The organism is Citrobacter sp. Cu096 (assembly GCF_030332285.1).
Taxonomy (GTDB): Bacteria; Pseudomonadota; Gammaproteobacteria; order Enterobacterales; family Enterobacteriaceae; genus Citrobacter; species Citrobacter meridianamericanus.
This window is the reverse complement of the sequence record NZ_JAOWID010000019.1, coordinates 304,730-331,034: the sequence shown is the minus strand read 5'-3', so window position 1 is coordinate 331,034 and position 26,305 is coordinate 304,730. Positions and strand designations below refer to the sequence as shown.

General features: G+C 50.8%; 18 protein-coding genes and 1 tRNA gene. 5 read left to right on the top strand and 14 right to left on the bottom strand.

Going from position 1 to position 26,305, the window contains the following annotated elements:
- The 3 genes from tviB to OGX99_RS05650 all read right to left on the bottom strand — a co-directional run bounded on the left by tviB (position 1) and on the right by OGX99_RS05650 (position 3,568).
- Positions 1–1,278, bottom strand: a complete 1,278-nt coding sequence (gene tviB, locus OGX99_RS05660; RefSeq protein WP_151217050.1) for a Vi polysaccharide biosynthesis UDP-N-acetylglucosamine C-6 dehydrogenase TviB — start codon at positions 1,276–1,278, stop codon at positions 1–3.
- Between the two features lie 257 nt (positions 1,279–1,535).
- Positions 1,536–2,060, bottom strand: a complete 525-nt coding sequence (locus OGX99_RS05655) for a Vi polysaccharide biosynthesis protein TviA (RefSeq protein WP_151217048.1) — start codon at positions 2,058–2,060, stop codon at positions 1,536–1,538.
- Between the two features lie 1,413 nt (positions 2,061–3,473).
- Positions 3,474–3,568: transfer RNA gene (locus OGX99_RS05650), tRNA-Sec, on the bottom strand.
- Positions 3,569–3,858: 290 nt separating this feature from the next.
- On the opposite strand from OGX99_RS05650, the gene OGX99_RS05645 reads away from it, so the two are divergent.
- On the top strand, positions 3,859–5,241 hold the full coding sequence (locus OGX99_RS05645) for a glycoside-pentoside-hexuronide family transporter (protein WP_187253883.1): 1,383 nt from the start codon (positions 3,859–3,861) through the stop codon (positions 5,239–5,241).
- Between the two features lie 10 nt (positions 5,242–5,251).
- A complete protein-coding gene (gene yicI, locus OGX99_RS05640; RefSeq protein ID WP_252838580.1) occupies positions 5,252–7,570 on the top strand; it encodes an alpha-xylosidase in 2,319 nt (772 codons plus the stop codon).
- An 8-nt stretch (positions 7,571–7,578) separates the two neighbouring features.
- Here the strand turns inward: yicI and OGX99_RS05635 are convergent, their stop codons facing one another.
- The gene (locus tag OGX99_RS05635) at positions 7,579–8,766 is read right to left on the bottom strand and encodes an MFS transporter (protein ID WP_252838579.1); all 1,188 of its coding nucleotides are present in this window, start codon (positions 8,764–8,766) and stop codon (positions 7,579–7,581) included.
- An 87-nt stretch (positions 8,767–8,853) separates the two neighbouring features.
- Here OGX99_RS05635 and OGX99_RS05630 point away from each other — a divergent pair, with 87 nt between their 5' ends.
- Entirely contained in the window at positions 8,854–9,594 is a 741-nt protein-coding gene (locus tag OGX99_RS05630; protein WP_286542926.1) for a MurR/RpiR family transcriptional regulator, read from the top strand.
- 6 nt (positions 9,595–9,600) lie between these two features.
- Here the strand turns inward: OGX99_RS05630 and OGX99_RS05625 are convergent, their stop codons facing one another.
- The 4 genes from OGX99_RS05625 to xanP all read right to left on the bottom strand — a co-directional run bounded on the left by OGX99_RS05625 (position 9,601) and on the right by xanP (position 16,019).
- Positions 9,601–10,980: a family 4 glycosyl hydrolase gene (locus OGX99_RS05625; protein WP_151217039.1), complete on the bottom strand. Its 1,380-nt coding sequence runs from the start codon at positions 10,978–10,980 to the stop codon at positions 9,601–9,603.
- 14 nt (positions 10,981–10,994) lie between these two features.
- Positions 10,995–12,566 (bottom strand): PTS transporter subunit EIIC, encoded by a 1,572-nt coding sequence (locus OGX99_RS05620; protein WP_252838578.1) that lies wholly within the window; start codon positions 12,564–12,566, stop codon positions 10,995–10,997.
- A gap of 263 nt (positions 12,567–12,829) precedes the next feature.
- Positions 12,830–14,506, bottom strand: a complete 1,677-nt coding sequence (locus OGX99_RS05615; protein WP_286542923.1) for an AsmA family protein — start codon at positions 14,504–14,506, stop codon at positions 12,830–12,832.
- 121 nt (positions 14,507–14,627) lie between these two features.
- On the bottom strand, positions 14,628–16,019 hold the full coding sequence (gene xanP / locus OGX99_RS05610) for a xanthine/proton symporter XanP (protein ID WP_137376861.1): 1,392 nt from the start codon (positions 16,017–16,019) through the stop codon (positions 14,628–14,630).
- Positions 16,020–16,244: 225 nt separating this feature from the next.
- Between xanP and gltS the strand changes: the two genes are divergently transcribed.
- The gene (gltS, locus tag OGX99_RS05605; RefSeq protein ID WP_151217035.1) at positions 16,245–17,450 is read left to right on the top strand and encodes a sodium/glutamate symporter; all 1,206 of its coding nucleotides are present in this window, start codon (positions 16,245–16,247) and stop codon (positions 17,448–17,450) included.
- Between the two features lie 42 nt (positions 17,451–17,492).
- On the opposite strand, the gene recG is transcribed toward gltS, so the two are convergent.
- Genes recG through gmk form a run of 5 tightly spaced genes read right to left on the bottom strand, consistent with a single transcriptional unit; the run spans position 17,493 to position 23,366 of the window.
- The gene (gene recG, locus OGX99_RS05600; RefSeq protein ID WP_286542921.1) at positions 17,493–19,574 is read right to left on the bottom strand and encodes an ATP-dependent DNA helicase RecG; all 2,082 of its coding nucleotides are present in this window, start codon (positions 19,572–19,574) and stop codon (positions 17,493–17,495) included.
- 5 nt (positions 19,575–19,579) lie between these two features.
- The gene (gene trmH / locus OGX99_RS05595) at positions 19,580–20,269 is read right to left on the bottom strand and encodes a tRNA (guanosine(18)-2'-O)-methyltransferase TrmH (RefSeq protein ID WP_151217031.1); all 690 of its coding nucleotides are present in this window, start codon (positions 20,267–20,269) and stop codon (positions 19,580–19,582) included.
- A gap of 10 nt (positions 20,270–20,279) precedes the next feature.
- Positions 20,280–22,394 (bottom strand): bifunctional GTP diphosphokinase/guanosine-3',5'-bis pyrophosphate 3'-pyrophosphohydrolase, encoded by a 2,115-nt coding sequence (spoT, locus tag OGX99_RS05590; protein ID WP_003024038.1) that lies wholly within the window; start codon positions 22,392–22,394, stop codon positions 20,280–20,282.
- A gap of 18 nt (positions 22,395–22,412) precedes the next feature.
- Complete coding sequence (rpoZ, locus tag OGX99_RS05585; RefSeq protein ID WP_000135058.1) at positions 22,413–22,688, bottom strand: DNA-directed RNA polymerase subunit omega; 276 nt, start codon at positions 22,686–22,688, stop codon at positions 22,413–22,415.
- A 54-nt stretch (positions 22,689–22,742) separates the two neighbouring features.
- Positions 22,743–23,366, bottom strand: a complete 624-nt coding sequence (gmk, locus tag OGX99_RS05580; protein WP_151217029.1) for a guanylate kinase — start codon at positions 23,364–23,366, stop codon at positions 22,743–22,745.
- 261 nt (positions 23,367–23,627) lie between these two features.
- On the opposite strand from gmk, the gene ligB reads away from it, so the two are divergent.
- On the top strand, positions 23,628–25,307 hold the full coding sequence (gene ligB, locus OGX99_RS05575) for an NAD-dependent DNA ligase LigB (protein WP_286542919.1): 1,680 nt from the start codon (positions 23,628–23,630) through the stop codon (positions 25,305–25,307).
- On the opposite strand, the gene OGX99_RS05570 is transcribed toward ligB, so the two are convergent.
- Entirely contained in the window at positions 25,304–25,921 is a 618-nt protein-coding gene (locus OGX99_RS05570; RefSeq protein WP_003024049.1) for a trimeric intracellular cation channel family protein, read from the bottom strand. The genes ligB and OGX99_RS05570 overlap by 4 nt on opposite strands.
- Positions 25,922–26,305: the final 384 nt, after the last annotated feature.

The window sequence follows — 26,305 nt, the reverse complement described above, 5'->3', positions numbered from 1 at the left end:
TTATAACCTCACATCTGACTGCTCAGGTGAAAGGATATACTTCAAATCATAAAGTACGTGTTTATCTTTTCCAAAGCCACGAATATCATTACTCCCCATCTTCTTAAACTGCTCATGGCCAACGGCGACAATAATAGCATCATAAGAAGCTGCCTTGATTTCCGATACAGGTACAATCCCGTATTCCTCTTCGACTTCCTCAGCATCCACCCAAGGGTCAAAAATATCAACATTACAGCTGTAATTGCCCAATTCTTTTACAACATCGATAATGCGGGTATTTCTGATATCCGGGCAGTTTTCCTTAAAGGTGAACCCCAGAATCAGAACGTTAGAACCCTCAACATTAATCCCTTTTTTGATCATGGCTTTGATCAACTGTCCCGAAACATAGTTACCCATATTATCGTTCAGTCGACGACCCGCGAGGATAATTTCCGGATAGTAACCGATGCCCTGAGATTTATGAGTCAGATAATAGGGATCGACGCCAATGCAGTGACCACCAACCAGTCCCGGACGGAATGGCAGGAAGTTCCACTTACTTCCCGCGGCTCGCAGCACGGCTTCAGTGTCAATCTCTAATCGGTTAAAGATTATCGCCAATTCATTTACCAGCGCGATATTGAGATCGCGTTGGGTATTTTCAATCACCTTTGCCGCTTCCGCGATCTTAATGCTTTCCGTTTTGTACGTTCCTGCCGTGATGATCTGTTGATAGATCTCATCAACCAGACAGGCCGTTTCTGCAGTTGAGCCAGAGGTAATTTTCTTAATAGTTGTCAGACGGTATTTTTTATCGCCGGGATTGATACGCTCTGGGCTATATCCGACGAAGAAATCTTTGTTAAACGTCATTGCGGACATACGCTCAAGGATCGGCACGCATTCTTCTTCAGTACATCCTGGATATACCGTAGATTCATAGACCACAATATCGCCTGGTCTCAGTACTTTACCAACAGTTTCACTTGCCATTATCAAAGGGGTGAGATCTGGCTGCTTATAATCGTTGATCGGTGTCGGGACGGTAATGATGTAAAAATTGCATTCTCTGATTTCATCAATTGATGAGGTAAACGTCAGATGGCGAGCATCACGTAGCTCTTCTTCTGTGGTTTCGAGATTGACATCGATCCCTTCTTTTAGCTCAAGTATACGTTTCTGATTAACATCAAAACCAACCACCTGACGAATTTTCCCAAATTCAGCAGCTAATGGCAAACCAACATACCCGAGTCCAATAATGGCAATTTTCACATCATCTTTGCTGATCATTACTGATAAATCCCTTATTTAATAATTATTCACTTTAAATAAATTCCAGATATTTTCTGGAACGCTACCGCCCCTGACGATCTTAGCCAGCGTATCTATTCTTATCGAAATTACGACAGTTTCTAGTCTAAGGAGGGCTAGAAATGTTATATTTTCTAATTTTAGTTAAATGGAGGTCGTATGCAGTATCAGTTCTAAAACAACAATTAAAGATCGGAGCTTTAATTGTAATTCTTATTGAGATAACGCATATCTGCTTATTTTGGCAATAGAAGATATCGAGGGTCCCGCACGCCGAATTTATGGGCGATTTCTTTTCTCCAACGATACAATGTTGACGGCGAGTTCATGAATCTATCCTGAAGCTCCTCCATACCGCTTTCGGTTAAGAAGTACTTCATCTTCATGATATCTTTGTTGCTAATCTTAAAGCTACATTCCCTTCGCCCTGCCGTTATCTTGTCACCATTTCGATATAGGCTTATTTTCTTAATCATCTCCGACACAGGTGTTGAGGTATCGAAAACAGCAATAACATTTTTGATATTATCCAGCCAAAAAAGAGCCAAAGGCATCAACCGTGAACTGGAAATGATGATTATGATTTTATTGATATTTTTATTCCGTGAGAAAAAAACCAAGGTGCTATGTAAGCTGTATTGATTAAGATTCACAAATAAATAATTTCTTTCGTTTGTAATCAGTGACATTTCATCAATAACACTAGCGACACCAACTCCAAAGTAAATATCATTTGGTGGCCAGAAATGTTGATACTTCATGAAGCCTCCATAACCTCTAACAACTCTATTTCATCCATGGAAAGGTAAGTGTGTACTTTTAAGCACATCTACCCTCTAAAAAATGCCTAACAATCGAGTAATTGATTTTATTAATATTGTTAAGTGCATGAGATGAACTTTTACACAACAAGGATGTGATATCAACCCCTCGCCATTCATAGCTAAAAACTATCAATCATTCATTCTTAGATTTGAATTACTAATGGATATCGGAATTTTAATGCGATTATTGGTGTATTTTTAGCGCTACTTGTGAAAACGCACTTTCATCTTTTATTCAAAATGAGAAAATTCTCAAAACACACAGAAACATTTTCTTACAAACTTACAGCATACATAACGAGGTTAAAGGTATCTTGGCTGAATTGTCACCCGTATCTTTACGTTTAAATTATTAGCTATCTCGTGTTATATTTTAATCAGTACAACTCAAGTCTATCTAACTATATTTTTCATGTTTTTCAGCAAGCGTGACATAATATAAATAAGGCACACGAACTACTCAGCATAGCAAGTATTAAAAATGGTATAAATACTAAACTAATTCATATGTTTTTTGTATCTACATAAGTTTTGATCGGATAATGAGACTAAAACTAGTCACCTTAATAAATTATCGATAATAATCAAACTCCTTAAGATATTTTTAATAAAATAAATAAGTACCTTTTTAAATCAGACCAAGTCTAAATTATTTAAAATATGTTACTGCCTATAAGAGAAAATTGACCTGTAAAAAGACTACTTTATTTATGCAGGATGAAAAATCTTATATTGTATTCAAAAAAAGATAACTATGGAATTATATTCTAAAAATTAATTACGTGATTTTTATTTTTACTGGTATATTTTCAGACCAGCACTCTAACATATCCCTTGCAATTTATTAAATAAATCCAATTTATGATAATTAATTTTTCGTACCAGACGGATACAAAAGTGATATTTAGGAAACTGGTATCGCGAATTGGAAGGATTAACCAGCCTTTACAAGACCGTACTATCCGTGTGCGTCAAAGATTTCTTTTTGGCTCCTGTAGATTGTTAGTTTCATATGAGGTATCTCCCGAAAGTGGTATCGAAATCCGCCGATCGTCTCCCACAATCGGTTTAGCCTTTATCTTCGTGCAGTAAGTGACCGTTAAACAAAGAAACACATTGAAATTACGAAGAATAATTGAATCATGAGAGTCAGTAAGAAATAGGTCGTGGAGGGCGAAGGGATTAGAACAAATACATCAATAAATTGAAAAATATGAACTTTTCAATTTTATACTCCAAAAACCGTTTGAAACTGGTTGAAGTCGATTGCTCTCGGGATACAAGGAATGCCTGATATATAAGGGATTAGAAGGGATTTATTGACTTCGGGAGAGTTCAGGAGAGTCTAATTGGCGGAAGATCACAGGAGTCGAACCTGCCCGGGAACGCTGGCGTCCCCAACTGGATTTGAAGTCCAGCCACCTCACCGGAGATGACGATCTTCCGCGCCTCGATTGCTACATGGAGGCGGGGCGCATTATAGCTACTTCCTGGGGTTTCCACACCCCCTCACTCACTTTTTTAACTTCCCTTTTGTCTTGCTATGAGCGATTTCATATAAATCCTCAATAAATCCGTTAGTTACATTTCATCATATTTTTCGACGCTACCCTGATCACAGAAAACAAGAATCATAATTTGATAACGAGAAATCGGAATACCCGCGCTCACAGGGATGGTTTACAAGAACTGTAACCGGTATCAGGGCGTGTGAAAGTGCTAACAAGGATGCGTAATGAAAAGTGAGATTCTGTCTGTTAAAGAGAAGATTGGCTACGGGATGGGGGATGCGGCGAGCCACATTATCTTCGATAACGTCATGTTATATATGATGTTCTTCTACACCGATATTTTTGGTATTCCGGCCGGATTTGTCGGCACCATGTTTTTGCTGGCGCGCGCGCTGGACGCCATCTCAGACCCTTGCATGGGGCTGCTTGCCGACCGTACACGGTCGCGCTGGGGGAAATTTCGTCCGTGGGTACTGTTTGGCGCACTGCCGTTTGGCCTGGTTTGCGTGCTGGCCTACAGTACGCCAGATCTCAGCCTGAACGGTAAAATGATTTATGCTGCCATCACTTACACCCTGCTGACTCTGCTCTACACCGTAGTGAACATCCCCTACTGTGCGTTGGGCGGTGTCATCACCAATGACCCAACGCAGCGTATCTCCCTGCAATCATGGCGCTTCGTGCTGGCGACGGCGGGCGGCATGCTCTCCACCGTGCTGATGATGCCGCTGGTGAATCTGATTGGCGGCGAGGATAAAGCGTTCGGCTTTCAGGGCGGGATTGCCGTGCTCTCGGTGGTGGCCTTCCTGATGCTGGCATTTTGTTTTTTCACTACCAAAGAACGCGTGGAAGCGCCGCCGAGCACCACCTCGATGCGTGAAGACCTGCGCGACATCTGGCAAAACGATCAATGGCGCATCGTTGGCCTGCTGACCATCCTCAACATCCTGGCCGTCTGTGTTCGCGGCGGGGCGATGATGTATTACGTCACCTGGATTTTGGGTACGCCGGAGGTGTTTGTCGCCTTCCTCACCACCTATTGCGTTGGTAACCTGATCGGCTCTGCGCTGGCGAAGCCGCTCACCGACTGGAAATGCAAAGTCAGCGTCTTCTGGTGGACCAACGCCGCGCTGGCGGTGGCGAGCCTGGCGATGTTCTTTGTGCCGATGCACGCCAGCATCACCATGTTCGCCTTTATCTTCGTGATTGGCGTACTGCACCAGCTCGTAACGCCAATCCAGTGGGTGATGATGTCCGACACCGTTGATTACGGAGAATGGTGCAACGGTAAACGCCTGACGGGGATCAGCTTTGCGGGCACATTGTTTGTGCTCAAGCTGGGCCTGGCGTTCGGTGGGGCACTGATTGGCTGGATGCTGGCAGGTGGGGGCTACGACGCCGCAGCGAAAACCCAGAACAGCGCCACCATTAGTATCATCATCGCACTGTTCACCATTGTCCCGGCTATTTGCTACCTGCTGAGTGCCGTGATTGCCAAGCGCTTCTACACCCTGAAAACCCCGTATCTGACTGAAATCATGAGTCAACTGTCTCAGGGGACGCGTCGTAATCAGCAGGATTTCACGACGAAAGAATTACAGAACTAAGGAACCAGCAATGAAAATAAGCGATGGAAACTGGCTGATTCAACCCGGTCTGAACGTGATTAACCCGATTCAGGTGTTCGAGGTTGAACAGCAGGGCAATGAGATGATTGTCTACGTTGCGCCGCGCGACGTGCGTGAACGTACCTGGCAACTGGATACCCCATTGTTTACCCTGCGTTTTTTCTCTCCGCAGGAAGGGGTGGTGGGCGTACGTATGGAACACTTCCAGGGTGCGCTGGATACCGGCCCGCATTACCCACTGAACGTGCTGAAAGACGTTAACGTTGAGATGCAGAACACCGTTGAGTTTGCCGAGCTGAAGAGCGGCAACTTAAGCGTGCGCGTCACCAAAGGGGAGTTCTGGTCGCTGGATTTCCTGCGTAATGGCGAGCGTATTACCGGCAGTCAGCTGAAAAATAACGGCTACGTGCAGGATGCCCACAGCGGGCGTAACTATATGTTTGAGCGCCTGGATCTCGGTGTCGGGGAAACGGTATATGGCCTGGGCGAACGCTTTACCGCGCTGGTGCGCAACGGCCAGACGGTAGAAACCTGGAACCGCGATGGTGGCACTAGTACCGAGCAGTCTTACAAGAACATCCCGTTTTATCTCACCAACCGCGGTTACGGCGTACTGGTGAACCATCCGCAGTGTGTGTCGTTTGAAATCGGCTCTGAGAAAGTGTCGAAAGTGCAGTTCAGCGTGGAAAGCGAGTATCTGGAATACTTCGTTATTGACGGCCCAACGCCGAAGGACGTGTTGAACCGTTATACCCAATTCACTGGCCGTCCCGCGCTGCCGCCAGCCTGGTCGTTCGGCCTGTGGCTGACCACGTCGTTCACCACCAATTATGACGAAGCGACGGTCAACAGCTTTATCGACGGTATGGCCGAGCGCAACTTGCCGCTGCACGTTTTTCACTTTGACTGCTTCTGGATGAAAGCCTTCCAGTGGTGCGATTTTGAGTGGGATTCTGTGACCTTCCCGGATCCGGAAGGTATGATCCGCCGCCTGAAAGAGAAAGGGCTGAAGGTGTGCGTGTGGATCAACCCGTACATCGGGCAAAAATCACCGATTTTCAACGAACTGAAAGAGAAGGGGTATCTGCTCAAGCGGCCGGATGGTTCCCTGTGGCAATGGGATAAATGGCAGCCGGGCCTGGCGATTTATGACTTCACCAATCCTCAAGCCTGTGAGTGGTATGCCAACAAGCTGAAAGGTCTGGTGGATATCGGTGTGGATTGCTTCAAAACCGACTTTGGCGAACGCATTCCCACGGATGTGCAGTGGTTTGACGGTTCTGATCCACAGAAAATGCACAACCATTATGCGTACATCTACAATGAACTGGTGTGGAACGTGCTGAAAGACACCGTCGGTGAAGAAGAGGCTGTCCTGTTTGCTCGTTCAGCTTCGGTGGGCGCACAGCAGTTTCCGGTACACTGGGGCGGTGACTGCTACGCCAACTATGAATCGATGGCGGAAAGCCTGCGCGGTGGTTTATCCATTGGTCTCTCTGGTTTTGGTTTCTGGAGCCACGATATCGGCGGCTTTGAGAATACCGCCCCTGCGCATGTGTATAAGCGCTGGTGTGCATTTGGGCTGCTCTCCAGCCATAGTCGCCTGCACGGTAGTAAATCCTACCGTGTGCCGTGGGCGTACGATGATGAATCCTGCGATGTGGTGCGCTATTTCACTGAACAGAAATGCCGCATGATGCCGTATCTTTATCGCGAAGCGGCGCGCGCCAACGAGCAAGGCACGCCGATGATGCGTGCGATGATGCTGGAGTTCCCCGACGATCCGGCGTGCGATTACCTCGACCGGCAGTACATGCTGGGCGATAGCGTAATGGTTGCGCCGGTGTTTAGCGAGGCGGGCGATGTGCAGTTTTACCTGCCGGAAGGACGCTGGACGCATCTGTGGCATAACGATGAGGTGTCTGGCAGCCGCTGGCATAAGCAACAGCATGACTTCCTGAGTCTGCCAGTCTACGTGCGCGAGAACACTCTGCTGGCGCTGGGCCGCAATAACCAGAAGCCGGATTACGCCTGGCACGAAGGAACCGCGTTCCAGCTGTTCCATCTGCAGGAGGGCCGGGAAGCGGTGTGTGAAGTGCCTGCGATGGACGGCTCGGTTATCTTCACGCTGAAGGCAAAGCGTGTAGGTAATACCGTCACCGTGCAAGGGAATGGTGAGGCACGTAACTGGACGCTGTGCCTGCGTAATATTCAGCAGGTGGCTAGCGTGCTGGGCGGGGTACCAGCAGCTAGCGAACTCGGCGTGGTGGTTACGGCGCAGGATAATGAACTAGTGATTAGCCTCTAAACGTTAACTCACGTTTCACACTCACCCTTTCCCAATGCAGAGAGGGTGAGTTTTTCTGGTTTCATCACATATTCCCCCCATAGCATCAACAAAAGATACAGGCTCATCGGCAGCAAAAAACTCAGTCGTAAGCTGGTCGCTTCGACAAGCCATGCCTGCGCCAACGGCAGCGCAGCGCCGCCAATTCCCGCCATTACCATAGCGCCCGCCAGCAGACTTGCGAGAGTAGGCCAACGGATCAATGCGTGGCCAAAAATCATCGGGTACATCACCGAATTTGCCAGCCCTACCATTAGCAAAGCAATACCACCTGCGGCGTTATTCAGCACCACGGCAAAAAGTATTAGTGCAAAGCCGGACAGGGTGACGGTGCGAAAGATGGCGGAATGACGAGATGGATGAGCAATAAAGCCAAACAACAGACGCCCTACCAGCGCCCCTCCCCAGTAGAAGGAGAGCAGCGACAGCGCGGTGTCTGCGCTCCAGGCGCCTGAGGCAATAAGATAGGGCGTCAGGTTCGCGGCCAGCGATACTTCTATCCCGACATATAGAAAAATCGCCAGGATAGTGAGCCAAATTTCCCGAACCCGCCACAGGCTGGCGACCGATGGCGTGTGGGTTGTGATGCGAACGTCCGGCAGGCGAAACAGCGTGGTGCCTGCCATCAGCGTCAGCGCAACCATCGCCAGTCCGATAAACAGCCCGCTCACAGGTTGTTGCGCTGGCGATAAGCGAAATAGTAGCGCGATTCCTGCCGGTGCCAGCGTGGTACCCAGTGAGTTTACCGCTGAGGCCAGACAGAGGTTGCCAACCTGACGTGCGGGTGTGCTGAGTGCTGTCAGGTAAGGATTGACGACCACCTGGAGCACCGATACCCCGGAAGCAATCACAAACATGCCGAATAGCGCGCCCAAAAAAGTGGATTTCATCACCATCTGCGCCAGAATTAGCGACCCGGTAGCGCTCAGCAGCAGGGCTCCCTGCAAGACCCGGCGATAGCCCAATCGGGTTATCAGTTGCGCGCATGGCAAGCACACCATGAACGGTGCAACGTAAAAAATCACTGTCACCAGTATTGCCTGCTGCCAACTAACGGCAAAGTATTGGCTAAAGAAAAGAATAATGGTGCTATTTATCGAGGTAATTATCCCCCATAGAAAAAAGACCATCGCCAGTAGGGTAAAATGCCTGTTCATATTTATATCATTCCGAATGAGTGACCTGATACACAGACCGTAAGCGTTATATCAGCTATGCTATTTTTATTTAACGTCGGAGTAGGTATGGAGCTGGAAAATATATTCCGTGATGTCTCCTTCAATAAAACAGAATTAACGGTGCTACGTTATATTCAAAACGATCCCGAACAGTGTTTGCGAGAAGGCATTCGTTCAGTGGCGGCACGTTGCTACAGTAATCCATCTTCATTAGTCAGGTTATCAAAGAAACTTAATTTCAGTGGTTGGCTTGAAATGGTGTATTTCATTAAATTTAATATCACCTTGCCACGATTGGATGTCACCAACGACATTGATTTTATGCACATTCAGCCAACAGAGCGGTTGCCGCAGTTATTGCAGAATCTTCGCCAGCAGCGCATTCTTATTCATGGTAGTGGTTTTTCACAGCTAATTGCTCAGTATATCTATAATAAATTCCTGGTAACGGGAGTGAATGCCAGCCTGGCGCTGTGGCCAGATTATGAAATTCTGGAACAAAAAGCGGCGACGAAATTTGATGCTATCTGGATTATTTCTAAATCTGGCCGCAGCAGTTCATCTTTAAGTTGGATGAAAGCATTAGATGGCAAGGATATCGATCTCGTCTGTTTTACCGGTGATTATCAGAGCCCATTATCGCAGGCAGCAAATACATCCTTTATCATTCATGACCCTCAGAAATATGATGATGATATTTACTGGAGTAACCCGTTTTTCGGTTATTGTATTTTGGGTTTTGAACGTCTGCTTAAGCTGTGGTTCGATCAGGAACAGGGTAAGGGAACAAGTCGTTCCCTTACCTGAGCATGATTACTGCCAGCCTTCACATAAGCTGTCGCTGAGGTAGTCGTTTACCAGCGCGGTGGCCAGCGACCATGACCCCACCAGTGGATGCGCCATCAGAGCGCGGACGGCTAAATCTCTGTCGCGATTAAGGATCGCCGCGACGGCAAGTCGCTCGTACTCTTTGACGCAAGAAATCATATTCTTTTGCGCGTTCGGCACGTGATGCGGTGTGACCGGCTGCAGCCCGTTCTTGCTCAGATCGCAGCTGATTTCAATAACATCATCTGACTTCAGGAAATCCAGAGTACCGTTGTTAGACATTGACACCACGATGCGCTTGGTCGTGGTGCTGTTGACTGCATCCAGAATATCCAGCGCGACGCCTGCATAGCCGCCGCTATCAGGCTCATCAATAAACTGCTGTAACGTCAGCGCATCGCGCGTGTTGAATTTCTCCTGCTGCGATTCGCTTTGCATATAGCTGTTTTCACGGCGCAGATAGTGTTTCATCCAGATATCAAAAGCCTGGCCTGGGTTGGTTTTAACGTTTACAGCAGCCAGCTCATCGCGCATATCGCGGTTAATGCGGGCAATCTGCTCGCCGCGTGTTTCCGGTGCGTTTTGGATCGCAGCCAACGCCACTTCACGGTAGTAGTAGTAGTAGAGGTATTCATTCAGCAGCTGGTTATCACACAGGCGCACTAATTCAGGAGAGAAGTATTGCATCGCCGTGTGCTCATAGAGCGCAGGAAGGTTCACCAGCCGCTCTGTGACATCTTCGCCTTTGACCGTGAAGTGGGTGAACCAGGAGAAGTGATTGAGCCCGTAGCACTCTACTTTCAGATCTTCTTCATCACAGTTAAGAATGGTCGGCAGCTCGCGGATCAGTTCTGATGGTGCATCACATATGCCGTAAACCTGGCGCTTAAAGCCTGATTTGATGATGGCTTCGGTCACCAGACCCGACGGGTTGGTGAAGTTAAACAGGATGGCGTCCGGTGCGGCATGTTCTTCGATCAACCTACAATAGCTGAGGATAGCCGGAATAGAGCGCATAGCCATGGCAAAGCCGCCAGCGCCGGTGGTCTCTTGCCCTAGCGTGTTGTGCTGTAACGCGATACGTTCATCGCGAATTCGGCTGTCATCGCCACCCACGCGTAGCGTGGTAATCACGTAGTTGGCGCCGGTCAGCGCCTCAACGGGATCGGTGGTCAGTGAGAAGTGAATATCCGGACGCAGCGTATTAAAAACATAGCGTGCAATTTCACCAAAGATGGCCAAATTTTCCGTTGAATTATCGAGAAAAACGACCTCCTTTAAACCAATACGATGTGCATTCCAGGCCAGAGATTTTGCCAGAAAAGCCGAGCGGACGCCGCCGCCACCTAAAACGGTTAATTTCATCTTATTTTCCTCAATTAATGCGTAGTGAGCCAGTTATCAACGTGCGTCCGAATTTGTCCTACTTTGACACCGTATATAACCTGTACTTCATTTTTATTTCTTACTATTCCATTGGCCCCCGTGGTTCTTAATAGAGCCTCGTCTATTTTATTTAGATCATGAATTGCCACGCGAAGCCGGGTAAAACAGTTATCTACTGAAATAATATTTTCTTTACCACCAAGGCCCTGAATAATATCGTCAGTGGTACTATTTCCCATCTTGGTTGTGGCTTTTATTTTTTCTCGATACTCTGCTTTACTATAAAGTTTGACATCATCATCGTCTTCACGCCCCGGCGTTTTAAGATTCAGCTTCAGAACCAGAGTACGGAATATCAGGTAATAAACCGCGAACTGACCACAGCCAATCAGGATGTAACCCGGCCAGCGCGTTAACGACACCGGCAGCGGCAGGTTATAGATAATAAATTCAATCAGCCCTGATGCTCCCCACGGTCTGACGGTGAATACATCGCAGATAGCCTGCGAGGCGGCAGTTAGCGCGGCGTGAATCACCCACAGTAGCGGTGATACAAATAAGAAGGTGAACTCAATCGGCTCCGTGATCCCGGTGAGCATAGAGGTAATGATCGCAGGCAGCAGAATGGCTTTCGCCAGTACTTTTTTTTCTGGCTTTGCCGTGTGATAGAAGGCCAGTGAGGCGCCCGCAAGACCAAAGATGGTGGTCATTCCCTGTTGTGAAAAACGCAGCGCATCGTTCATTACCGGGGTGAGATCCGGATGCCGCATATAGGCGAGGAAAATGGCCTGAGTGCCGGAAACCGTTTGCCCATCGACGCTCAGCGTACCGCCAATCTGCGTCAACTGGAACGGCGACCAGACGAAGTGGTGCAGACCGGTTGGAATCAGGAATTTCTCAAAGAAGCCGTACACAAAGACTCCGGCAACACCTGCATTTTTCATAAAACCGGTGAGAGCGGCGATACCATGCGTCATGAACGGCCAGAACCAGGTAAAAGCAACCGCGTAAGCAATAATGATGGGGGTCATCGTGACAAGTGTCAGTTTTGCACCACCGTACATTGAGAGGGCTCCGGGCAGTTCAATGGCTGATACCTTGTTGTGTACCCAGGCAATGGTGCAGCCGAGAATAATTCCTAAAAATATCCCCATATCAACAACAACAAAGCCCAGAAGTTGCGTTTGCCCGGTGCCGTAATATTCACCGTTAATTTTTTCGGCAATGCCACCGGTAAACTCCAGCCACGAGTGGTTGGCACCGAGGAACATAATGAAGCACATTACTGAAACCAGGGCGACTTCAGTTTTTTTATCTTTTGCCAAGCCGTAGCTAATTCCTACGCAGAATAACAAACCCAAATTACCAAATAAGGGCCAGAATGTATCCCCTAATAGCTGACCAATTTGGTGAAAAAAACCTGTTTCGGAAAACAAAGTCGGATTAGTAAGAACTGAACTTAAAGCCAGAATCAAACCGATAACAGGAAGAAACAATACTGCTCCTATCATCGCTCTGGAGAATGTTTGCATATTCTCCAGAATACGTTGGCGTATTCCAGACATAATAGAGGTTCCTTAAATGTAGGGCGTTTTTAATTATAGATATGCACTTCCAGTAAGTGAGTTATAGCAAGGATGGCTGAAGGGCGGAACCTGTTGCGAAGAATAGGCACAAACTGGCAGGAAATGAAAACAGGTTTCGGAGGGGATTGATTGTGCGAGCTCCGTGCTCGGTTATCTCTATTTGGTATGTCGCTCGGCCAGGCGCGGCGGCGCCGGGGCGGCTCCGAGCCAACCCCGAGGGCGGCGTAAACGCCTCGCCCTGGTTACTTCGTCACACCACCCTGCATCTGCTGCGTTACTTCCTGTTTCTCCACGTTCACTGCATGCAGTTGGCCGTTGACCGTTGGCTTGAGTGGCGCATCGGCCTGAATATTGCCGCTGGCGGTAAGCTGAATATTACCGTCGCCGGAAAGGGGCAGTGCGGGCCATCCCCATTGTTGCAGAATCGTCATTGGCACGCCGCGCCCGTTCAGGCTGATCTGAGCCTGGCGCTGAGGCAACTGCGAAATGCTGGCGGTGGCCTCCAGCAGCCCTTTTTCGGTATAGGCACTCAGTTCGCTGATATTGATGGTGCCATTGTTCGCCGTCAGCGCCAGCGAAGGACGACGCACGTCAGTGCGGTTGAACGTGGCGGCCGCGGCGTTGAGGGTGGCGCTGCCGCTCCAGATCCCCCACTGATTGTTTTGTACCAGCCCGAGGTTGGCACCATAGCCGTCCAGCGCGGTGAGCTGCCATGGGAAGTCCGGATCGATATCAATCACCAGATTACGGCTGGCGCTGAATTTCTTCAGCGTCAGGCTATTTAGCCAGGCGGGTAGGGGTTTCATCCACAGCTGTTTCCAGTTTTCCGGCAGCGTGTATTCCAGACCGGCGATGGCGGCATCATTGAGGATCAGCGCTTTGTTGTTGCGCAGCCAGTTACCCGACGTTCTGACCATACCGCCTTCCCAGCGGGTAGTGAACTGGCGCAGCGCAATACCTTGCGGCGAGAACTCAGCGTTCAGAATCGGATCGAAGAAGTGCAACGAGCCGTAGATAAACTCACTGGCGTTCATTGACAATTTTCCTTCCTGAGTTTGCCAGTCGTCCTTGCTGAAGGTCATGTTGCGCAAGCTCAGGTCGAGATCCGTAACCGCCCAGTCAGGGCCTTGCAGACGGGCATCCGTCACTTCCAGACGACCAATTTGCAGGGAAGGAATGGTGCTTAACGGGGCAAAAAAATCGGCCAACGATTTGTCGCTTTGCAACCGAATATCGTTCAGACGCAGATTCTCCACTACCCAGCTACCGTCGGCATTGCGCTGCGCTACACCGGTTAATGCCCCACGCGCCACGTCCGCGCCAATATTGCTTAGCGTCACCCGGTCATGGTCGATGCTGCCTTCAATCAATACGTTGGTCGTCGGGACGTCGTTCAGCGTCAATGAACTGGCGCTAAGCTGAATTTGCGCTTTGCTGCCGAGAATTTTACCCGCCTCAGGGCTCCAGGGCATGACGCCGCCGTTAACGCGCTGTGCGCTCAGGGTCCATTCGCTGCCGGGGCTGTTAAGCGCCATATCCTGTAACTGCAGGCGATCGGCCTGGAACGGCATCGGTGCGGTTTGTTGGGACAAATTCAGCGTGCCGTTTTGCAACAAAATGGTGTCGACATGCAGCGGGTCGGTGATTTGGCGGCTGCTCAGTCCGATATCGACCGTTTTGGCGACCAGCGTGGCGGGCTGACCATCCCGGCCAAAGGTGACGTTTTCCAGCAGAATATGGGAAGGGGAAGAAAACCGGTGATCGATGGCATCAAATGCCAGATGGTAGCTGCTGTTCTGTGAAACCCAGGCGCTGACGCGCTCTGCGCCCCAGCGTGTTTGCAGTAGAAAATAAAGGCCGAGGATCGCCACTGCAAGGGCGATCAGCACGTAAAGAAGCAGCTTTCCAATAAATTTCATGGTCTTCCATCCTGCGAAGTGCACATAATCAAGTTATGCACGATTTAGATGGAATGCTCAAGGCGGGAATGGTGAAAGAGCGTTACAGCGGCGTCGATTCAGAATCAACGCCGCATTTTGCTTATTGCTTCTCTGGAGGGAATATCAGGTTCAGAACGATAGCGGTAATACCGCCTGCAGCAATGCCGGAAGAGAGCAAGTTTTTCACCCAGTCCGGGGCGAACTGCAGGATCAACGGCTGCTGGGAAACGCCCAGACCGACGGCCAGCGACAGCGCGATAATCAGAATCGCACGACGGTTTAGCGGTTCGCGGGACACAATACGCACGCCGGATGCGGCGATAGTACCGAACATTACCAGCGTTGCTCCGCCCAGTACTGGCTCAGGAATATGCTGTACAAAACCGCTGACCGCCGGGAACAGACCCAGCGCGATCAGCATCAGCGCCACCACAAAACCAACATAGCGGCTGGCAACGCCCGTTAACTGAATAACCCCGTTGTTCTGACCAAAACAGGAGTTTGGGAAGGTATTGAACACGGCGGAAACAAATGAATTCAGACCGTTCGCTAGTACGCCGCCTTTCAGGCGTTTCATGTATAGCGGACCAGAAACCGGCTGCTCGGAGACATCGGAGGTAGCCGTAATATCACCGATAGTTTCCAGCGAGGTAATCATAAAGACCAGCATCAGCGGCAGCAGTAAGCTCCAGTCAATGCCCAGGCCGTAATACAGCGGTGTTGGCACCATCAGCAGGTCCTGACTTACCGGTGCGGTATTTTGCGGCAGCATGTCCATAAACCAGGCCAGCAGATACCCTGCCGCCATCGCAATCACCAATGACGCAACACGCAGGTAAGGGTTGCGTTGACGGTTAAGCAGGATGATTAGTGCCAGCACCACGCCAGCCAGCAGTAAATTCTTCGGTGCGCCAAAGGTGTTGTCGCTCATTGCGGCATAGCCGCCGCCAATCGACGTCAAACCTACCTGAATCAGCGACAGGCCGATAATCATCACCACCACGCCTGAGACCAGCGGAGTAATAATACGACGTGCCAGATGCAGTACGCGTGAGATAACCATCTCAGTGCAACTTGCCAGCATCAGCGTACCGAACAGCGCCGCCATCATGGTTGGAACATCTGCGCCACCGGTTTTTAGCGCCGTACCCCCCATAATCAGTGGAGCAACAAAGTTAAAGCTGGTGCCCTGAATGGATAACAGTCCCGAGCCGACCGGCCCCCAGGCTTTGATCTGAATGATAGAGGCTACGCCGGAAGCGAACAGCGACATACTGATAATGTGTTGAGTATCCTGAGCCGGTAAACCGAGCGCCTGGCAAATTAACAGAGCAGGGGTGATCACCGCGACGAACATGGCCAGCAGGTGCTGACAGGCGGCAAACAGGGTCTGGGCTAGCGGGGGGCGATCTTCAAGACGGTAAATCAGTTCACTGTTGTGAGTCTGCGCAACCGGTTGCGCATTTGTTGACTCTACGGCGTTAACGGACATCAGAGGCAATCCCATGGTGGAAAAGCGGTGATTTTATCTGACCAGGGCTGAAAAGCAAACGTTTGCTAGTGGGTATTCTTAATATTTAAAACGGATAAACAAACATTTTTATATAACTTTTCATCATTTTCTGCTTAAAATCCACCCCGAAAACTCAATAAGAGCTAAAAATCGGTCTGAAATGCATCGTGCGTGATTGTGCTAAACGCACTAATGGAGCTGTAAATGTTTTATCTCGATACGTTATCAACACTGGTTGCGGCAACCCTTGTGTTGCTGCTCGGACGTAAGCTCGTCCAGTCTGTCTCATTTCTGAAAAAATACACTATTCCTGAACCTGTCGCTGGTGGGTTGCTGGTGGCGATTGCGCTGCTGGTGTTGAAAAAAAGCATGGGCTGGGAAGTGAACTTCGACATGACCCTGCGCGATCCGTTGATGCTGGCGTTCTTCGCTACCATCGGCTTGAACGCCAATATCGCCAGCCTGCGCGCAGGTGGCCGCGTGGTGGGTATCTTTCTGATTGTGGTTGTTGGCCTGCTGCTGATGCAAAACGCTATCGGTATTGGTATGGCGACCCTGCTGGGTTTGGATCCGCTGATGGGTCTGATCGCCGGTTCGATAACCCTCTCAGGCGGACACGGAACCGGAGCCGCGTGGAGCAAACTGTTTATTGAGCGCTATGGTTTCGCCAATGCGACTGAAGTGGCGATGGCTTGCGCAACGTTCGGCCTGGTGCTAGGTGGACTGATTGGCGGTCCGGTGGCGCGCTATCTGGTCAAACACTCCACTACGCCAGATGGCATACCGGATGATCAGGCCGTGCCGACCGCGTTTGAAAAGCCGGATGTCGGGCGCATGATCACTTCGCTGGTGTTGATTGAAACCATCGCGCTGATCGCTATCTGTTTGACGGTGGGAAAAATCGTTGCGCAAATGCTGGTCGGAACGGTGCTGGAACTGCCGACCTTTGTCTGCGTGCTGTTTGTTGGGGTGATCCTCAGTAACGGTCTGGCATTACTGGGCTTTTATCGGGTGTTCGAGCGTGCGGTTTCGGTGCTGGGTAACGTAAGTTTGTCGTTGTTCCTGGCGATGGCGCTGATGAGTCTGAAGCTGTGGGAACTGGCTTCTCTGGCCCTGCCGATGCTTGCAATTCTGGTTGTTCAGGCCATTTTCATGGCGCTGTACGCAATATTCGTCACCTGGCGCATGATGGGTAAGAACTACGATGCCGCTGTGCTGGCAGCCGGGCACTGCGGTTTTGGCCTCGGCGCGACACCAACGGCGATTGCCAACATGCAGGCAATTACCGAACGTTTTGGGCCATCCCATATGGCGTTTCTGGTGGTGCCGATGGTGGGCGCGTTCTTCATCGATATCGTCAATGCGCTGGTGATTAAGCTGTATCTGTTGTTGCCGATTTTTGCGCAATAATGGTTGTGCGGCGGAGTAACATCCGCCGACACTCCGAATTGACTATGCGTTGGAGTAGCGTTCGGTTTCCGGCATCCAGCGCTCTATTAGCGCTACGGCCTGTCGCGGATATCGTTCGTGAATATGGCGAGCAATGCGCTGAACTTCCGGGATAATAGCCTGATCGCGCAGTAAATCCGCGACTTTAAATTCTGCCGTTCCAGTCTGGCGAGTACCCAAGAGCTCACCGGGACCGCGAATCTCCAAATCTTTTTGCGCAATAACGAACCCGTCGTTGCTGTCGCGCAGAACCTGCAGGCGTTTTTGCGCGGTTTTTGACAGCGGTGATTTGTAGAGCAGGACGCAGTGGGAGGCCACCGCGCCACGACCTACACGGCCACGTAGCTGATGCAACTGGGCCAGGCCCAGGCGCTCCGGGTTTTCAATTATCATCAGGCTGGCGTTGGGCACGTCCACACCCACTTCAATCACCGTGGTAGCAACCAGCAGATGCAGTTCACCCTGCTTAAATCCCGCCATTACCGACTGTTTCTCGGCGGGCTTCATTCGGCCGTGTACCAGGCCAATATGGAGTTCTGGCAGCGCAATTTTAAGCTCTTCCCACGTCGCTTCTGCTGCCTGAGCTTCTAACAGATCAGACTCTTCAATCAGCGTACAGACCCAGTATGCCTGGCGCCCCTCGTGGGTACAGGCGTTGCGTACGCGATCAATGATGTCGCTGCGGCGGGTGTCCGGAATCGCCACCGTAGTGACGGGCGTACGTCCTGGTGGGAGCTCATCAATGACCGATGTGTCGAGATCGGCATAAGCGGTCATCGCCAGCGTGCGCGGGATTGGCGTGGCAGTCATGATTAGCTGGTGCGGATGGAAACCCTGCTGCTGGCCTTTCTCCCATAACGCCAGACGCTGATGCACGCCAAAACGATGCTGTTCATCGATGATAACCAGCGCCATTCCGTTGAACTGCACCTGTTCCTGGAAAATTGCGTGCGTGCCGACAATCATCTGCACCTGACCGCTGGCGATAGCTTCCTGCTGCGCCTGGCGCGCTTTACCTTTCTGTTTACCTGCCAGCCAGCCCACTTCAACGCCCAGCGGCGCAAACCAGTTACGGAAGTTATTCGCATGCTGTTCAGCAAGCAGTTCGGTGGGTGCCATCAGCGCAACCTGCTTACCATGTGCGATAGCGCGCAGGGCGGCTAACGCCGCGACCAGGGTCTTACCGGAGCCGACATCGCCCTGTACCAGGCGCATCATCGGGACATCCAGTGCCATATCACGTTCGATCTCAGCGGTAACGCGGGCCTGTGCGCCCGTCGGTTTAAACGGTAGCGCCGACAGCAGCTTATCTTTCAGTGCGTTGTTTACGCTCAGCGGCTGGGCATGAAAACGCTGCGCCCCGGCGCGTAATGCCAGCATACTGAGGTTATGCGCCAGCAGCTCTTCCACAATGAGACGTCGCTGCGCCGGATGCTGACCGGTTTCCAGATCGCTCAACTGCAGTGACGGCGGTGGACGGTGCAAAGTGCGCAGGGCTTCTGGCAGGCTCATCATGCCTTGCAGTAATTCCGGTGGTAGCAGTTCGGCAATGGCACAAGTATCAAGCAAATCCAGCGCCTGATCGGTCAGTTTACGCAGCGTAGCCTGTTTAACACCTTCGGTAGTTGGATACACCGGCGTGAGCGTTTCCTGCAATTCCGGCGTGCTGAGATCGCCCTGCACGCGGTATTCCGGGTGGATCATCTCAGCGCCGTATTTCCCGCGTTTGGCTTCGCCATAGGCCAGTACCCGACGCCCGGTGGCGAGACTGTTTTTCATTGCTGCGCTGAAGTTGAAAAAGCGCATGGTGAGAATGCCCGAGCCATCGCTGATCTGACAGGTCATCATCCGGCGACCGCCAAAGGTGATATTGCAGTTCAGCACTTCGCCTTCAACGGTGGCATAGACGCCCGGCAGCAGTTCGCCAATAGGGTACAGATGCGTGCGGTCTTCGTAACGCAGGGGGAGGTGTAGCAGGAGGTCCTGCACGGTGTGCAGGCCAATTTTCGCCAGTTTACTGCTTTGCGCTGCGCCAACGCCGGTCAGAGAGTTGAGTGGGATGGCATCCAGTAAACGGCCTTTCATCGCGTTTATCTCGCAGACTGCATAGTGGCCCACCACGTTGCATCGGCTTCAATTTCGCCCTGCGTGTTTACGTGAGGGTAGGGAAGGCCTTTGCGTTTAGCGACATTCGCCAGCACAGGATAACCGCCTTCAAACAGCAAACGCTGCTGCTCATCTTGCGGCAGCATACTGTTTTCTCGGCGGTACATGCCGGCGTTTTGCCGCTGACGCTGCGCTTCGTACAGAATCAGCGCGGAGGCGACTGAGACGTTCAGCGACTGCACCATGCCAGTCATGGGAATGATGATATCCTGATCCGCCAGATCCAACGCTTCCTGAGTAATGCCGGTTTTTTCCTGGCCCATCAGGATGCAGGTGGGGCGTGTGTAATCAATCTCGCGAAAATCCACAGCTTTATCTGACAGATGGGTTGCCAGAACCTGCATACCCCGGTTTTTTAAATGTGTGACCGCATCGCTAATGGTGCGGTGCGTTTTAACCTGCACCCAACTATTGCTGCCTGCGGCAGAAGAGGCCATGGTACGCATACGGCTACCCGGCCAGACGGCGTGGACTTCATGCACGCCGACCGCATCTGCAGTACGAATGATAGCGGAAACGTTATGAGGCTTGTGGACCTCTTCCATGCAGACGGTCAGATCGGGCTGACGACGTGCGAGCATCTCGCGGATACGTGCATAGCGCTGTTCATTCATAAAACGTGTTCTAGTTACGGTTACGGGTGACTTTAATCACGTCAGGCATGACGCGGATTTTGCGCATGATATTCGCCAGGTGCACACGGTCGCGGGCGGTCAGGCGAATAAAGGCGCTATAGACGCGGCCATCTTTCTCTTCCGTATTCAGACTTTGAATATTGGAGGTGGTCGTGTTTATTGCCGCCGTCAAGTTCGCCAGAGCACCCTGGTGGTTAAACATATCCACCTTAATCTCAGTGATGAACTCCTGCTCCGTCTCCTTATCCCATTCCACCGCCATAAACTTCTCAGGCTCTTTCTGGTAGCCACGAATGTTACGGCAGGATTCATGGTGAATCACCAGACCTTTACCCGGACTGACGTGGGCAATGATGGGATCGCCTGGAATCGGACGACAGCATTTCGCGAAAGTGATCAGCACGCCGTCTGCGCCTTTAATCGGCAGATGACCGTGACCAGATTGCGCTGGGACGTTTGCCGTTGCTTCGCCCTGCTGGAGGTTTTTCGCAACCACCACACTCATGGCGTTACCCAAACCAATTTCTGCGAGCAGATCGTCAAGCGTGGCGAGCTTCATGCGCTCAAGCTCACGCTGGATGCTTTCTGGTGGGATCTCAGCCAGTTTACGGCTACCGCCCAGGGCATGGTTGAGCAGTCGACGCCCCAGGCTGACGGAATCATCGCGCTTGAGGTTTTTCAGCAACTGGCGAATTTTTGCTCGTGCTTTCGAACTAACGACGAAGTTGAGCCATGCTGCATTCGGACGTGCGCCCGGCGCGGTAATAATCTCAACGGTCTGACCGCTAAACAGTGGTTGTGAAAGCGGGTAAGGCTGTCTGTCGACACGTGCGCCGACGCAGGCGTGACCGATATCGGTATGTACGGCGTAGGCGAAGTCGACAGGTGTAGCACCGGCAGGCAGTTCAACAATACGCCCTTCCGGTGTGAAAACATAAATCTCATCCGGGAAGAGATCAGATTTGACGCTTTCAATAAATTCAAACGAGCTACCGGCGCTCTGCTGCAGTTCCAGCAGGCTTTGCATCCAGCGCTGAGCGCGGATTTGTGCGGTGGTGCTGCTTTCGCCACCGTGCTCTTTGTAAGCCCAGTGCGCTGCCACACCCATTTCCGCCATCTGATCCATGTCTTCAGTACGAATTTGTACTTCAACCGGAACGCCGTGAGGGCCGATCATTGAGGTATGCAAAGACTGATATCCGTTCGCTTTTGGAATGGCGATATAGTCTTTCACGCGACCAGGACGTGGTTTGTACAGGCTATGCATCTGGCCGAGTACGCGATAGCAGGTATCGGAATCATGAACGATAACGCGAAAAGCGTAGATATCCATGATGGAGTGAAAACGCTGCTCTTTGAGCACCATTTTGCAGTAGATAGAGTACAGGTGCTTCTCGCGCCCGCTCACGCGACACGGAATACCTGCCTCCTGCAAACGCCCTTCGATTTCTGAGAGGATTTTTTGGATCATCTCTTTGCGGTTGCCGCGAGCGGCTTTAACCACTTCTTTAATCACGCGATAGCGGTTCGGGTACAGCGCTTCAAAACCCAGCTCTTCCAGCTCGGTTTTAATGTGATGAATACCTAAACGGTGTGCCAGCGGACTATAAATTTCGAGGGTTTCACGGGCGATGCGGCGACGCTTGTCCGGGCGTAATGAGCCCAGCGTGCGCATATTGTGGGTACGGTCAGCAAGTTTGATGAGAATGACGCGGATATCCTGCACCATCGCCATAATCATCTTGCGAAAGTTTTCAGCTTGCGCCTCTTTCTTATCGCGAAACTTAAGCTTATCAAGCTTTGATACCCCTTCTACCAGCTCTGCAACGCTTTTACCAAAAAGCTGCTCCATGTCCTGGTAGGTGGCTGGGGTATCTTCAATCACGTCATGCAGTAGCGCAGCCATCAGCGTTTCATAGTCGAGTTTCATCTCGGCCAGAATGCAGGCTACCGCTACCGGGTGCGTGATATAGGGTTCACCGCTTGAACGTGTCTGGCCCTCGTGAGCGTCACGTGCAACGAGATACGCCTGCCGAAGACGCTTAATCTGGTCTTCCGGCAGGTAGTTTTGAATCAGTTGATTCAGGCTTTCAAACAGATACAAGGGCGACCCGCTTTGTGATTAACGACGACCTTCAGCAATAGCGGTAACGGCTTGTAATTCAGCGGCTTCCTGCTCTTGCTGTTCCTGGCGCTCACGCACGTCGAGGATCTGGTTGTTGATCAGACCTTCTTCGATTTCGCGCAGCGCGATAACGGTAGTTTTATCGTTTTCTTCCGGTACGAGCGGATCCTTTCCGCCTACCTGCATCTGACGAGCGCGACGCGCGGCGACCAGTACCAGGTCAAAACGGTTACCAATTTTCTCTACAGCGTCCTGAACAGTTACGCGTGCCATACTTAAAATGCTCCACAGGTGAAGAAATGACTGGGCATGATACTGAATGTGGGTTCAGTCTGCCAACAGTTTGCTGATTAAAGCGTCATGACGCTGCTTTTGGCGGCTCATGCGCAGACGTTCGGCGCGAATGATGGTTTTCAAATCGCCCAGGGCGGTATCGAAATCATCATTCACAATAAGATAATCATATTCGGCGTAATGGCTCATTTCTGCAACAGCTTGCGCCATACGTTTTGCGATCACGTCTTCGCTATCTTGACCGCGGCCACGAAGACGTCGGTCCAGCTCAATCTTAGATGGCGGCAAAATAAAAATACTGCGCGCATGCGGCATTTTTTCACGAATTTGCTGCGCACCTTGCCAATCGATATCTAAAAAGACGTCTACGCCGGATGCCAGTACTTGCTCAATGGTCTCACGCGAAGTGCCGTAATAATTACCGAATACCTCAGCGTGTTCCAGGAACGCGTCTCTGCCAATCATGGCTCTGAATTCATCATGGTTCACAAAGAAATAGTGTTCACCGTGCACTTCCCCCGGGCGCGGTGCGCGCGTGGTGTGCGAAACAGAAACCTGGGTGTCATACAACGGTTGGGTCTTTAATAAAGCCTGAATCAGGCTGGATTTACCCGCGCCACTGGGGGCAGAAACAATATAAAGCGTGCCTTGAGCCATGAGTATCTTAATGTATGTGATTGTCGAAAGAGAGCCTACATACGGGCTTATTATACACGTAGCCGCTATGTGACGTAGCCCTTGTCACACTTTTTGCGCATGTTTATTGCGTTTTGCGTATCAGTTTCCTGTTTTATCGATGATTTGCAGCAATACGTGCAAATGTCAGGAACGGTGCTCGCAGGATGCTTTTTTGCCACTCTGTTTCCCTATTATTTCGCGCTATATCTGCCTGGAATTGCAGTGTTCAGCGGAGGTAGTATGGGATTATGCAAATGCATAGGGCTGGTTCTACTGGTCTGGAATTTACCTGTATGGGCGGTTTGCCCCGTCTGGTCGCCTGCCCGGGCAAATGAGGAAATTTCACGGCTACAGCAGCAGATAACACAGTGGAATGACAGTTACTGGAAACAGGGTGAAAGTGCCGTAGATGACGGCGTTTATGACCAGCTCAATGCGCAACTAATTCAATGGCAGCGCTGTTTTGGTGATGAAGTTCCACCAGATCTGTCTGCGCCACCAATGGGTGGCACAGTATCGCACCCCGTTCCCCACACGGGAGTTCGAAAACTTGCCGATAAGCAAGCTCTACAGCAATGGATGCACGCGCGCAGCGATCTCTGGGTGCAACCGAAGGTGGATGGCGTGGCAGTGACGTTAGTCTATCGTAATGGCAATTTGGTCCGGGCGATTAGTCGAGGTAACGGCCTGAAAGGTGAAGACTGGACGCAAAAGGTTCTTCTGATCCCTTCCGTACCCCATGTCACCAGGGGGCAACTGGCTAACAGTACGTTGCAGGGTGAGATATTTTTGCAGCAGGAAGGACATATCCAACAGCAGAGAGGGGGAATGAACGCCCGCTCGAAGGTTGTTGGATTGATGATGCGCCAGAGCAATCCGGAATTATTAGGCTCGCTGGCTATTTTTATCTGGGCCTGGCCCGATGGTCCTGCGGTCATGTCTGAAAGACTGGAACAACTCACTGCTGCCGGGTTCAGTTTCACGCAACATTTTACCAGGGCCGTGAAGAGTGCAGATGATGTCGAGCAGGCACGCGCCAGTTGGTGGACTTCAGCATTACCTTTTGTGACGGATGGCGTAGTTGTGCGAACGGGAAAAGAGCCGCAGGCGCGATACTGGCTACCCGGACAGGGAGACTGGCTGGCAGCGTGGAAATATCCTCCCGTGGCCAGGGTGTCTGAGGTGATGGGTATTGAGTTCTCTGTTGGCAAAAGCGGGAAAATTGCGGTGGTGGCATCGCTGGCCCCCGTCATGTTGGATGATAAACGAGTGCAGCGCGTCAATATTGGCTCTGTCCGACGCTGGAATGAATGGGATATTGCGCCTGGCGATCAGATTCTGATAAGCCTTGCCGGGCAGGGGATCCCCCGTATAGACGAAGTCGTCTGGCGGAGTACTCAGCGTACTAAACCAGCTCCACCTGAGGGTCGCTTTAATTCATTAACCTGTTTTTATGCTACCCCGGAGTGTTATGAGCAGTTTGTTGCCAGGCTGGTCTGGCTGGGTACCAAAGAGGTATTGGGGCTGGAAGGTATCGGCGAGGCGGGATGGCGGGAGCTCAATCAGGCATATCGTTTTGAGCATATCTTTTCCTGGCTTGGGCTAACTCAGGAACAACTACAGTCCACATTTGGTGTAAGCAAAGGGAAGAAGTTATGGCATCAGTTCAACTTGTCGCGCGATCTTCCGTTCACGCGCTGGCTGATTGCTATGGGAATACCGATAACACAGGCTACGCTGAATGCCAGTCGGGATGGTTCATGGTCGCAGTTACACGTGCGTAGTGAACAAAGCTGGCGGCAGCTTCCTTTTATGGGGGAGCGGCGGGCTCGGCAGGTGATCCAGTGGCTGGAGGATCGAGAGGTCACAGCGCTGAGCAACTGGTTAGCTGCTCAGCGGATCGCGGGCTTTATGCTCTAATGGCCTTCATGGCGATAGTAAAATACAGGCAGACCTAACTTCAGGCGCAGCGCCAGTAGTCGGGCGGTAAAGCCGAAAAGTAGGGTGGAGATAACCACCACATCGTGGCTGGAGACATAATGCTGCAGCACGATGTACAGCACGGCAGCGGCAAATGATACGCCGGCATACAGTTCTTTCTGGAACACCAGTGGGATGCGTTTACAGAACATATCACGTAATACGCCGCCGAAAACCCCGGTCGTGACCGCAGCGACCACGGCGATAATCGGTCCATGGCCCATATCCAGCGCCACCTGAGCGCCAATGATAGAAAACACTACCAGGCCCAGCGCATCCAGTACGAGGAATATTTTACGCAGGTAGGGCATGACGGGAGCAATAATGGTCGTGAGTACCGCAGCGGTCGCCACGATAATGACGTATTCAGGGTGCTTTACCCAGCCGAGCGGATAATGGCCGAGAAGAATATCGCGTACTGAACCACCGCCAATGGCTGTCGCGGTGGCAATGATAATGACGCCAAATGTATCCATACGACGACGCCCAGCCGCAAGCGCACCGGTCATGGCTTCGGCAGTAATACCAATTAAGTATAAAACGTGTAACAGCATGTATTCCCCCTGATTTGCTGGGGGCTAAGCTTAACGATTTGTGCGCACTGTCACGATTGAGATTTTCTAAGGTGAAGTGATTCTAATAACTACAGCTAATGTTTATTTTAAGAAAATGCCATATGTTGTGCGCATAACGATATTAGTTATGGTGATAAGTGATGAGAAAATATAATGCGTAGTGAGAAGTTATAAACATGCCCATCGGAAAAGCACGTAGCGCCGCCGTTTACTGGCGAGCCACGTATGATATTTCAACAAAACTATCCCCCCGACCATTGGACAAGTTGACACTCCAGAAGCCATTAGAGAAGTCATCCTAAGTAAACTCTGATATTCAGCGGCCTCTATTCTGAAAAATGCCCCCCTCAGCTATCGCTTCTA

Coding starts and splice junctions, on each gene's coding strand:
- OGX99_RS05655 (WP_151217048.1), bottom strand. CDS start 2,060: ATGAAGTATCAACATTTCTGGCCACCAAATGATATTTACTTTGGAGTT.
- OGX99_RS05570 (WP_003024049.1), bottom strand. CDS start 25,921: ATGCTGTTACACGTTTTATACTTAATTGGTATTACTGCCGAAGCCATG.
- OGX99_RS05630 (WP_286542926.1), top strand. CDS start 8,854: ATGGAGCTGGAAAATATATTCCGTGATGTCTCCTTCAATAAAACAGAA.
- rpoZ (WP_000135058.1), bottom strand. CDS start 22,688: ATGGCACGCGTAACTGTTCAGGACGCTGTAGAGAAAATTGGTAACCGT.
- OGX99_RS05615 (WP_286542923.1), bottom strand. CDS start 14,506: ATGAAATTTATTGGAAAGCTGCTTCTTTACGTGCTGATCGCCCTTGCA.
- ligB (WP_286542919.1), top strand. CDS start 23,628: ATGGGATTATGCAAATGCATAGGGCTGGTTCTACTGGTCTGGAATTTA.
- tviB (WP_151217050.1), bottom strand. CDS start 1,278: ATGATCAGCAAAGATGATGTGAAAATTGCCATTATTGGACTCGGGTAT.
- xanP (WP_137376861.1), bottom strand. CDS start 16,019: ATGTCCGTTAACGCCGTAGAGTCAACAAATGCGCAACCGGTTGCGCAG.
- trmH (WP_151217031.1), bottom strand. CDS start 20,269: ATGAATGAACAGCGCTATGCACGTATCCGCGAGATGCTCGCACGTCGT.
- OGX99_RS05635 (WP_252838579.1), bottom strand. CDS start 8,766: ATGAACAGGCATTTTACCCTACTGGCGATGGTCTTTTTTCTATGGGGG.
- yicI (WP_252838580.1), top strand. CDS start 5,252: ATGAAAATAAGCGATGGAAACTGGCTGATTCAACCCGGTCTGAACGTG.
- OGX99_RS05625 (WP_151217039.1), bottom strand. CDS start 10,980: ATGAAATTAACCGTTTTAGGTGGCGGCGGCGTCCGCTCGGCTTTTCTG.
- OGX99_RS05645 (WP_187253883.1), top strand. CDS start 3,859: ATGAAAAGTGAGATTCTGTCTGTTAAAGAGAAGATTGGCTACGGGATG.
- gmk (WP_151217029.1), bottom strand. CDS start 23,366: ATGGCTCAAGGCACGCTTTATATTGTTTCTGCCCCCAGTGGCGCGGGT.
- OGX99_RS05620 (WP_252838578.1), bottom strand. CDS start 12,566: ATGTCTGGAATACGCCAACGTATTCTGGAGAATATGCAAACATTCTCC.
- recG (WP_286542921.1), bottom strand. CDS start 19,574: ATGAAAGGCCGTTTACTGGATGCCATCCCACTCAACTCTCTGACCGGC.
- gltS (WP_151217035.1), top strand. CDS start 16,245: ATGTTTTATCTCGATACGTTATCAACACTGGTTGCGGCAACCCTTGTG.